The organism is Mycobacterium syngnathidarum, from assembly GCF_001942625.1.
Taxonomy (GTDB): Bacteria; Actinomycetota; Actinomycetes; order Mycobacteriales; family Mycobacteriaceae; genus Mycobacterium; species Mycobacterium syngnathidarum.
On record NZ_MLCL01000080.1, the window covers coordinates 1 to 687 of the forward strand.

A 687-nucleotide genomic window follows, 5' to 3' on the forward strand; every position below is an offset into this window, starting at 1 on the left:
GCTCGGCGGATTCGGCCGCCTCGCCGGGCTCGGCTGGCACCGGCAAGGGTACGGGTTTGATCTTGGCGGTAGCCGCCACCTTGCGCACGCTCTCGGCGGGCACGATGCCGTACCCGGGCAGATACCCCGGATCATTCGAAGTCCCGTCCACCGTGGATTGGTTGGCCAGCACATGAAACACCGCCGCATCCGCAGCGGCCCGGTTCTGAGCCGCCGCGCAATCCTGGCGCCCGCACCGGCACAGCAGTTGAGCTTCCAGCCGGGCCAGCGGCCCGATCGCATCGGCACGCCGCTGCTCATGGGTGCGCGGATCGTGCTCACACACCGTGTCCGCCAGCGCATCGAGGCGCTGATTGAACGCGACACCGTCGCCGGCATCGACATTGGCCCAGATCGTGGCGTTGCCCAAGCTGCCGGGCTCGACCTGCACGAACCGCTCCTCGGTCAGATCCGGCGGGACCCGCACCCCATTCGGATCGAGTTTGGCGACCCATTGATCGATCCGGTCCCGCAACTGTCGTTCGGAGAACCGCATCCAGCGGTGCGCGCGGGCGGCCAGTTCGGCATCCAAGGATTCCCACACCGCCGGGTCGGTGGTGGCGGTGCGGGTGATCAGCATCCGCACCACCCGATAGTCGATATCCCCGACCGCGAACCGCGCCGCCACCTGAGGCAGTTTGTCCCGCA

General features: G+C 68.3%; 1 protein-coding gene. It reads right to left on the reverse strand.

The window, feature by feature from the left end; translation table 11 throughout:
• Positions 1–667, reverse strand: a 667-nt coding sequence (locus BKG60_RS23345; RefSeq protein ID WP_242671641.1) for a DUF222 domain-containing protein, incomplete at its 3' end; no start/stop codon positions are given.
• Positions 668–687 lie beyond the last annotated feature (20 nt).